We start from the raw sequence: 9079 nt of genomic DNA, 5'->3' as shown, positions 1-9079 counted from the left end.
AGCTTTGCATCTAAAAAAGCAATACAAAGGAATCCTGCCAAAAGTGGAGCAAGAGAATCAGGTTACCATCTATCAATCTATATTGGCTTAATGACAGGGTAGCTGCTCTAATCCGCAGAACAATTCCCATTAAAAGTAAAATGAACTTGCGTAGTTTGAAATATACAGTATTTCATCAAAAATCATTCGATTTTCTGTTGATTTATAAACATAAGTTATGACGCCGAGCAACACCTTACATTTACTGCATAGAAAATTTAGCGTCAAAACTTTAGAGTTATGATCTTTTTTTGTAAAAAAACATTTATGTTAGTGATAAACTGCTATTTTTCACTATAATTTAGAAAAAATCTTGCGGACCACAACAGCTACCCTGTCACTAAGCCATATATATAGTGAGAAAGAACGAGGTTTTGAAATAGCTATAAAGCCTATTATATCAATGGTTTTAGAGATTTTCATGTGTCACAAATTTGTGACACATGAATTAATAATGATTATCAGTTGAGACCAACAAGAGGGTTGCATAGTGAGTCTATTAACTCCTTAATGCTCACTTTGTTCCGCTTACCGTTGACAGACATTTTAATATGACTCTCTCTTTTATGATAGTGGTCATATTAAAACTGCAAAACTCTTAAAGTTGGGTTTTGTCTTCGTAAATCATAATTTGCGAATTTTGACGATGCCAAAACTTCGTAAAGGGGATTCCCTTTACATTTAATTATGTTAAATCAATTTGTTTAACAGCATTAATTTTATATAGCCATTAAACAATTGTTTAATCCCTGTTGAATTTTAGCGAATCCAACAGGTTTCCCTTTCTTTTTTGGCAGAGGCTGGTTGGGGGATTGGGGGCTAGCCCCCATGATTTACGTTATAAAAATATAGGATAAAAACAATTTTAAGAACGTTTGTCCAAGCGGTTCGGCACGTATACTTGCAAATCCAAGCTGATGGAACAATATTTCCTTTTTCGTCTGTCGGCTTGGTAAAGACACTGCACGTGCCGAAAAAAGTTCCGCAAGGAAGAAACGAAGTGAAAAAGGTGGAGATTTTCTGAAGCATAGCGAAAGAAAATACAACCTGTTCCTTGCGGAACTTTTAGCTCTTATATATAGAGTGAGAAGAGAGAGACTTTAAAAACAAGTCTAAACTATTGATATAGCTAGGTTTTTAGTACTTTTCGTGTGTATCGAAAACAATACACATTCGTATCGAAAACAATACACACGAAAACAAAAAAAATAAGATTGACCAATTGTCAATCTTAAAATAATTTATCTGGTAAATCTTTTAATAATTTAATTTGCATAGCTTTATAAAACATTGATCTAAGTGCTTCATTTATGTTCTCTTTATCTCCTGCATAAATGATATGTGGATTCACAAATAGTGAATAAGCTTTTGCATTGTTTCCTTCAATTCCACTTTCTGTTTTTGCTAATATCCCTTTTTTAACTAATGAATTCACTGAAAGACTTGTATTCGCTCGTGTTAATCCTATTTTTTTTGCCAGTTCTGAAATATTTAGTGGAACTGGATTTTTTGATTTAACATCATCTACAATACAATTTGAATTAAAAGCAATTGAAGAAACAATATCCATTAAAAATGCTTTTTCTTTAGCTGTAAAATATCCTTTTTCCCTTAAAAACTCATAATTACTTTGTAAAATTTGAGCAAACCTCACTCTCAAATACGGACTTTTTTTAGTACCTATGTAAAGTTCTTTACCAGTTGCTTTTGCCATAGTTTCCATCGCTTTTTCTAATTCAGCTCTGGAGACTTCATTATGGTCTTGCTTAAATTTTTCATTTTCCATTTCTAAATCACGTATTCTTGCATTTATCTCAACTTGTTTAAATTTAATGGTGTTTGGCATGTTCTTCTCCTCATTTCTAGTATTTACAACTAGCGAAGAGACTTTTCTTTTGTTATTATGTAATTAGAATTATTTTCTTTGAGTCTGATACTCTAATAATCTTTTAAAAGTTAAAAAAAGCCTTTTCACTATAGTTGTAGCTTAGACAACTCAATTATAGCATGAATGGCTTTTTTTGTTGCATTTTGTCTGACTTTTTATATTTATAAAAACAGATATTAAAATTTAGAAAAAACCTCTCAAAGATTCGAGAGGTTTTTTCTAAAACTTAAATGGATCTATTTAGCTGGAGTGCATGACCACATATTATTAATATGTGCCAAAATATTTGACTGGTGGAAATATTTTTGATAGTACTCCCGTTTGCGAACTGTTGGATAAGATTTCAATTAAAGGCAGTAACATTCTTGGTGACAAGGCTTATGGCTCTCGAACAATTCGTGAATATATTACCAATCGAGAAGCAACCTATACAATTCCGCCCAAATCAAATGCGAAAACTCCTTGGAATGTTGATTGGTATTTGTATAAAGAACGCCATGTAGTAGAATGTTTTTTTAATAAAATCAAGCATTTCCGCAGAGTTGCGACACGTTATGATAAACTGGCAACCTCTTTTTTAGCATTTGTTTATGTCGCTGCTATTTTTCGATTGACGCAATGAACAATAGTTTTTAGATACACCCTAATTAATCACTAAAAAACTTATACTTTCTTATCTTATAAAAAGTACGAAGCCTTTTAAAAGGCTTCATACCAATAACAGACTAAAATACAGTTCATCGGAAACTGAAAGGGTATTTCATCTATTTATTATAACAGATTCGGATTTTGAATTTTCTTTCTTTTTATGATATGCTCAATCATGATACAGACTAATCTCCTTAAACCAATAATTGTACATAAAAAAACCAATTCCCGTGTAAAAGAATTGGTTTTTTTATGTACAGTTCATTCAAATAACAACTTGAACCCACTTCCATTTTCAATCTAATCTTATCATAAAAAACTCTTATTCCTTATATGTTTCTAACAAATAACTGAAAATCCAACAATTGTATTTTGGATTTGATATAATAATTGTGTACATGTAAAATGGTTTACAAGTTAATATTTCCCTGTTACAAAAAAGTCCATTGTTTAGATGGACTTTTTTGCTGTAAATTTTTCATATAATATGCCATCAAAAAACATTGAAACATCTCAGACTATAATAAAACACCTCTCAAAAACCTCAGATTTGATTCTATTACGTTTTGACTATCAAATAAGTCGTTTTCTATCACAAAACGTTTTAGAGCGCTTTAAAGCGCTCTAAAACGTTTTAATAGATTGCGAATATAAATTAATTAAACCAAAAGAACCATATAAGAAAACTAATAATTAAAATGGGCGTCGCAAATAAATTCAATATTACCAATCCATCTCGAAACGTACTTTTCCACATATGTGTATTATAGTTTTGTTGTAATTCTTCCGATAATCTTTTCAACTTTAAACCATGCTTATGAATGGGTTCTCTTATTTCACCGTTCATATTCTTTAATGTTTGATTGATTTTCTTTCCATAGGTTTCAATCTCTTCTGATACATTTTTCATAGTATCTCCAATGCCATCTTGTAATACTTCTTTTAAACTATCTTTCAAAACCTCGTTCTGGTTTACGATTTGTTCTAACTGATTGCTCACTTCTTGATTGACTTTTTTCGTCTGTTGGCCCATGTTGTTGAATGCTTTGACCATGTTGTTTCTCAACTTGTTCATCGATTCCAGATGCATCTTGACTTCTTCCCTCAACTCGTTGTTTTGCTTCTCTGATTCGTTCTTGTATTTCTGAAGGGATTCCATCAATAATGCGTTCTGATATTCCAGTTCTTTGATTTTCAAGTTCAGCTGCAACGGATCTCCAGTCAAATGTTCTTTCGATACTTCTCCCACATTCTCTATTCTGTTCAATGGCATATACAATTGTTCCCCTTTCATAATCTTGTCCTAATTTTTTCCCGCTCACCTTTAAAAGTAAGTTCCCTTTCTTATCCGTCAACTTATAACCGATTTTTTTCTCTTTTTTTCCAAACTCATAGATTTCTATATTTCTCTGTGCTAACAATCTTGTAAACTCATTCATATCCATTGCTTTTGGCAATTCATCTAACACTTTGTTTTTAATCTCTTCTCTATACGATAGTTTTCCTTTGTTATGTAATTCGTAATCTGTTCTTACATAACATTCTTTCGCTTTCTCTTTATTATCAAGCACAGAGAGGCCTCTATTACGAGCTATTTGGTCATTATAGGCTTGTAGCTCATAAATGTCTTTCTTGTTAATTTGAAGCTTCCTACCCGTCTCAAAATGAACGCTATTCACGACTAAATGATTATGAATATGTTCTTTATCTGCATGGGTATACACTGCCACCTCGTGTCCTTTAAAACATTTCTCCGCAAATTCTAAACCAATTTCATTTGCACTTTCCGCTGTTACTTCTCCAGGCTTAAATGATTGAATGACCATATATGCTTGTCTTCCTTTATCTTGGCCAAATAAATCCCTTGTTGTTTTAAATTGTCTTTGTACAAATTCTACATCACAATCTTTTCCACTTTTCACTACTGCTTTTTGTTCACAATATTTTAATGTACCTACTGCTGATTGAGATGCTTTCCCTAACTTAATTGTTGCCATCCTTGTTCCAACCTTTTCTTTATTTCTTCCAAATTCACATACAATCTTTTTAATTCTTCTTGGCTCACTTCTGTTCGTTTGTTACACCATCTCGCAATCTGATTTACATTGGTACCCACTCTTCGTAGTTCCCGTGCAATCTCTAATGCCCCTTGTCTATCTATTTTCGGTTGTCTTACTCTCATCCCTTGTGCCTTGGCTTTCACGAAAGCCGGCACACTCATTCCCACGTTATCCGCCATAAGCGTCAACCGTTCGAATTCGTCTTCTGTTACCCGAAATTTAATTTGTTTCGGCTCTGATCTCTTCTCGCCCATAAAACCCGCATCCTCCAAAGTATGCCCGATGGGCATAAGATTTTTACTATAATCGTCGTACTTTAGTACTCCTATTATAGTAAAAATCAGTCGGATGAGCAAGCTTCGTATTTGGTACCCAAATACTGCTTGATGTGGCGATTCCGCCCCATAAAAATCTTGAGGGGACAAGCCCCCTACAAACACCCCCCAAAACCTTGGGTCTTGCCCAAACCCACTGGGGAACTCTTCCCCAGACCCCATTTATCCAACTCCCCAACCCCTCAATCCTTGAGGGGCTCCCTCGCCGGTTGGCAGGTCAAAACGGTAACCGTTTTGACAATCCAAGAGGGTCACATAGAGAGTGTGTCAACTCCTTATCCTCCCGTCCCCCTTACGGGTTCGGTCCGGTACCGTTGACACACACAAATAATTATCTTTTACCAAATTGTTATATCTTCATTTTATCTCTATATTTTGATTGCACCACTAATTATAAAATTAATATACTTTTATAAAAAACAGATAACATACGGGGGGATTATAATATGTCTACAAAAATTTTTGGATATACAAATTCAGATACACACCTTACAAAATTAAAAGAACTTATATTTAATGAACATCATTTATTTATCGACAAATTTGAAAATAATACACAATATAAAACGCTAAAAAAAATTTTACAAAAAGACCATATTTTATATATTTCTTCTTTAAGTGATTTAGGTCAAACCTATCAAGATATTTTAACAGAGTGGATTGAACTTACTAAAAATATCCAAGTTTATATTATTGTTTTGGATCTTAATATGTTTATAAAAAATAAAATTATAAAAAATCAAAATTTACAAAATATCAACTTGTTAAATGAATTAATTTTAGAAATACTTTATTCATTAAAATCAAAAAACACTATACAACAAACAATAGAAACATCAACAAAAATATTAACGAAAACGTCAAAAATAAAAAGCTCTATACATAAACATTCCTCTTTTCCTACTCAATTTGTTAAAGCTTATCATGAATGGGAAAAAGGAAATATTACTTTATTTACAGCTATGAAGAATTGTAAAATCAATGGAATTCATTTCTATAACTTAGTAAAAAGATACGAAAAAATTCAAAATAAATAACCAATTAAAAATATACTAAAAAGGTTTTCTTTGTTTTGGGTGAGAGTGCTGGCTGGGGGTGTGGGGGCTGCTGCCCCCAGGAACTTCACGTAACTACATAAGAGGAGTAAGTATGTTACTTAGAACGATAGAACTGGCGGTTCGACGGGTATAATTGCTAATCCAAGTCGAGCAACCTACATTCTCGTTTTTGGTCTGTTCGGCTTGGCGAAAGAAAATACTACCTGTTCCTTGCGGAACTTTTAACCATATATAGTGAGAAGGAACGCTCAGTTCCACGACGAAATTCGTTAAAATTTAAGTGGCCAGTAATTTACACTATTTTCTTTAAATAACCTTTTGGATTAAAGGATATTAAATATTTATATCTAGATTCATCAATAATAAAATCATTATTATCTTTTAAAAATTCTTCAACAGCTTCCATAGGACCTGGTCCAAACTCTGGAAAAACTGGATGACCATTAATATTTGTATCTTCAACAATTAAATAGCTACCTGGTGTAACAAAATATCGATAAATTTGTAATTCATTTAAAACATGATGTTTTTGATGATTTGAATCTAATATAACTAATACAGTTTGTCCAGGTAAAATCTTATTTCTTACAGTTTGTATAGTTAAGTCAGAAGTGGAAGATGCCTCCAAATAAGATAATCGTTTATGAGTAGGAAGATTAGGTTGAGGGTTAATATCAATAGAAAGTACAGTTCCTTTATTAATTAAATCTAACATAGAACATAAAAAAAGTGCACTACCACCACAAAAAGTACCAGTTTCTATAATAATATCTGGTTGTATTTCATAAATAATTTCTTGATATATAAATAAATCTGATGGGTATTTTAAAATAGGATAACCTAACCACTGAGAAGTAGACCATAGTTTGCTATTATAATAATCTATATGAATTTGATCTATATTATTTTGTATGATAATCACTCCAATTAAAAATTTTCTATCCCAATATACATATGAATAAAATACATTTAGATTTTCGACATCACCATAATTAAATTTGTTTTCAAACAAATTTAATTATGGTGATGTCGAAAAGAGAAATTATATATCAATATAAAGAATATTTTTGTTGTAACTCTTCTTTATTTTTAAATATATTAATAAAGTTATTGTTATAACCTTTAGGAAATAACACTCCTAGCCCAAATGAATGTTCAAATTGTAAATAAGGATACTGATATTTTAATATATCCCATAATTTATAAACTCCAAAATTATTACGATATGTTACAGAAATATCATGAAATAAAACAATCCCATTTTTTGATATTTTAGGTAGCCACATTTCAAAATCATGAGTAACGGCTTCATACATATGACATCCATCAATATGCAAAATATCTATTGTTTCATCTTCAAACATATGAATTGCCCCATCAAAAGTCGATCGAATTAAAATTGAAATATCTTTATAATAATTAGTACTTATTCTATTTACTATATCAAAAACTTCTTCTCCATAAGGACCTGTGTGTAAATCTCCTGTCCAAGTATCTATAGCAAAACATTTAGTATCAATGGTTTCATCTTTTACTCCCTGGCAAAAACTAAAAAAAGAAGCACCATAATGAGTACCTAATTCAACAAAAACTTTTGGTTTTACAAATCTAATTAAATCATATGCGAAATGTAAATGACCAAGCCATGCCGAATTAATTTTAATAATATTAATATCTATATCGTCTTCAAATTCAAACTTTGGTTTATAAAAATTCCATGTCATTATAAATATAAGCACTCCTTACAATTAAAATTTATAATTTTTTAGAAATAAAGATCTGTATTTTTCGTAATCTTTTGAATTATAATGTGGTACATTGTTAAAATGATTACACCAACAAGTATCCTGATAAGGAATACCTACTAAATATCCTGATTTTTGAAACTCTAAGCTTTGTGAAACATCATAAAAATGAAAACCATCAAATAAATCCTCTCTCCAAGGTAAATCATATTGAGTTGCCATTAATACACCATCAATACTTTGAGCAAAAAGAATATCTTTATTTAAGGCGTAATCAACATCGGTTTGAAAATTACGTTCTCTTCTTTCATTTTTCACATGATCGATTAATTTTCCAGCCAAAAACTCAGAATCCCACCAAATACCTGAAGTGGGGATTTTTTTACATCCTAGTACACCAATTAAGCCCAATTTATTATTATTATTAAATAATTCTAGTATTTTAATCAAAAATTGTTGATACTGAATAAATGTATCTTGATGTAAATAAATTTTATATTTAGCTTTATACTTTAGGGCTTGATTGTACCCTGAAGCCATACTTTTCGCATTGAAAATAGGCAAAAGTTGGATAGTATAAGAGTCTGGAATATCTAAATCTAAAATATGATTTACACATAATTGATACATTTCCCTGTCATTAACACATGTAATAAATAAAATAGTAGTTTTTGTGACATCATCCATATACATTACGCCTCTCCAATTATATTTTCAACTTTATTTCAAGTAACTATTTTAAAATGTTGAAGCAAAAAAATATTGTTATCTCTACATAAATACAATAGTTAAAAAATTATTTTATTTATACCGTTTTAAAAATTACAAAACTTAATTAAATTCCCTCTTTTTTAAATCTATATTTAAATTTGAATTATTTAATAATTATATCCGCGGTTTTATTTCTTTATATCACTTGCCTTTTCATAGTTAATTTTTTATGTTAGAAATGTGTATAAAAGAATGATATAAACTTGTTATTGCTACCTATTAATCTTCACAAATTCATAGTTCTTACTAGAATAATTTTATAATTATTTTTTTAAAGAAATAGACTTTGGGCAGCTTCAAATTTTTTTATTCTCAATTTATATATCATCTAACATCTTAATATACGTAATTTAAATTATTTATATTAAGATATTCAAAAATAAAAAACTTTGAACGGCAATCCCCCAATAAAAATATATATTTATTTCTATAAACTCTGATCGTAACTACTCAGCCACCTTTTGGTGTCTTTTTTTAATTTTACTAGTTTCATATGCCTCCCATTTGTAAATACTGAGTATATCAAACAGGGGGG

9 protein-coding genes are annotated in these 9079 nt (G+C 30.6%); 2 read left to right on the top strand and 7 right to left on the bottom strand.

What is annotated here, in order from left to right; translation table 11 throughout:
- Nucleotides 1-1270: 1270 nt before the first annotated feature.
- The gene (locus tag ATL10_RS29705) at nucleotides 1271-1885 is read right to left on the bottom strand and encodes a MarR family transcriptional regulator (protein ID WP_110498188.1); all 615 of its coding nucleotides are present in this window, start codon (nucleotides 1883-1885) and stop codon (nucleotides 1271-1273) included.
- A gap of 316 nt (nucleotides 1886-2201) precedes the next feature.
- Between ATL10_RS29705 and ATL10_RS29700 the strand changes: the two genes are divergently transcribed.
- Nucleotides 2202-2549, top strand: a complete 348-nt coding sequence (locus ATL10_RS29700; protein WP_110498186.1) for a transposase — start codon at nucleotides 2202-2204, stop codon at nucleotides 2547-2549.
- 681 nt (nucleotides 2550-3230) lie between these two features.
- Here ATL10_RS29700 and ATL10_RS29695 read toward each other — a convergent pair.
- From ATL10_RS29695 to ATL10_RS29685, 3 genes are read right to left on the bottom strand one after another with little or no spacing between them, the layout of a single operon-like run.
- Nucleotides 3231-3533 carry an RNA-binding protein gene (locus ATL10_RS29695; protein ID WP_258375832.1) on the bottom strand — a complete coding sequence of 101 codons (303 nt, stop codon included), beginning with the start codon at nucleotides 3531-3533 and terminating at the stop codon, nucleotides 3231-3233.
- On the bottom strand, nucleotides 3523-4572 hold the full coding sequence (locus ATL10_RS29690; protein WP_110498182.1) for a relaxase/mobilization nuclease domain-containing protein: 1050 nt from the start codon (nucleotides 4570-4572) through the stop codon (nucleotides 3523-3525). The genes ATL10_RS29695 and ATL10_RS29690 overlap by 11 nt, the downstream gene beginning before the upstream one ends.
- Entirely contained in the window at nucleotides 4554-4889 is a 336-nt protein-coding gene (locus tag ATL10_RS29685) for a MobC family plasmid mobilization relaxosome protein (protein ID WP_110498194.1), read from the bottom strand. Before ATL10_RS29685 ends, ATL10_RS29690 begins: the two co-directional genes overlap by 19 nt.
- 527 nt (nucleotides 4890-5416) lie before the next feature.
- Here ATL10_RS29685 and ATL10_RS29675 point away from each other — a divergent pair.
- Nucleotides 5417-6007, top strand: coding sequence for a hypothetical protein (locus ATL10_RS29675; protein WP_110498180.1), 591 nt, complete (start codon nucleotides 5417-5419; stop codon nucleotides 6005-6007).
- A gap of 313 nt (nucleotides 6008-6320) precedes the next feature.
- On the opposite strand, the gene ATL10_RS29670 is transcribed toward ATL10_RS29675, so the two are convergent.
- The 3 genes from ATL10_RS29670 to ATL10_RS29660 form a co-directional block, all read right to left on the bottom strand.
- Nucleotides 6321-6941, bottom strand: coding sequence for a CmcI family methyltransferase (locus ATL10_RS29670; RefSeq protein WP_110498192.1), 621 nt, complete (start codon nucleotides 6939-6941; stop codon nucleotides 6321-6323).
- Nucleotides 6942-7077: 136 nt separating this feature from the next.
- A complete protein-coding gene (locus ATL10_RS29665) occupies nucleotides 7078-7752 on the bottom strand; it encodes a class I SAM-dependent methyltransferase (RefSeq protein ID WP_110498177.1) in 675 nt (224 codons plus the stop codon).
- A gap of 24 nt (nucleotides 7753-7776) precedes the next feature.
- Entirely contained in the window at nucleotides 7777-8460 is a 684-nt protein-coding gene (locus tag ATL10_RS29660; RefSeq protein WP_110498190.1) for a glycosyltransferase family protein, read from the bottom strand.
- Nucleotides 8461-9079 lie beyond the last annotated feature (619 nt).

Origin of the sequence: Bacillus sp. 196mf (assembly GCF_003217275.1) — a bacterium.
GTDB lineage: Bacteria > Bacillota > Bacilli > Bacillales > Bacillaceae_G > Bacillus_A > Bacillus_A thuringiensis_S.
The sequence above is the reverse complement of the archived record's forward strand: the minus strand, read 5'-3'. Positions and strand labels throughout refer to the sequence as shown.

Coding starts and splice junctions, on each gene's coding strand:
- ATL10_RS29705 (WP_110498188.1), bottom strand. CDS start 1,885: ATGCCAAACACCATTAAATTTAAACAAGTTGAGATAAATGCAAGAATA.
- ATL10_RS29690 (WP_110498182.1), bottom strand. CDS start 4,572: ATGGCAACAATTAAGTTAGGGAAAGCATCTCAATCAGCAGTAGGTACA.
- ATL10_RS29685 (WP_110498194.1), bottom strand. CDS start 4,889: ATGGGCGAGAAGAGATCAGAGCCGAAACAAATTAAATTTCGGGTAACA.
- ATL10_RS29675 (WP_110498180.1), top strand. CDS start 5,417: ATGTCTACAAAAATTTTTGGATATACAAATTCAGATACACACCTTACA.
- ATL10_RS29665 (WP_110498177.1), bottom strand. CDS start 7,752: ATGACATGGAATTTTTATAAACCAAAGTTTGAATTTGAAGACGATATA.
- ATL10_RS29660 (WP_110498190.1), bottom strand. CDS start 8,460: ATGGATGATGTCACAAAAACTACTATTTTATTTATTACATGTGTTAAT.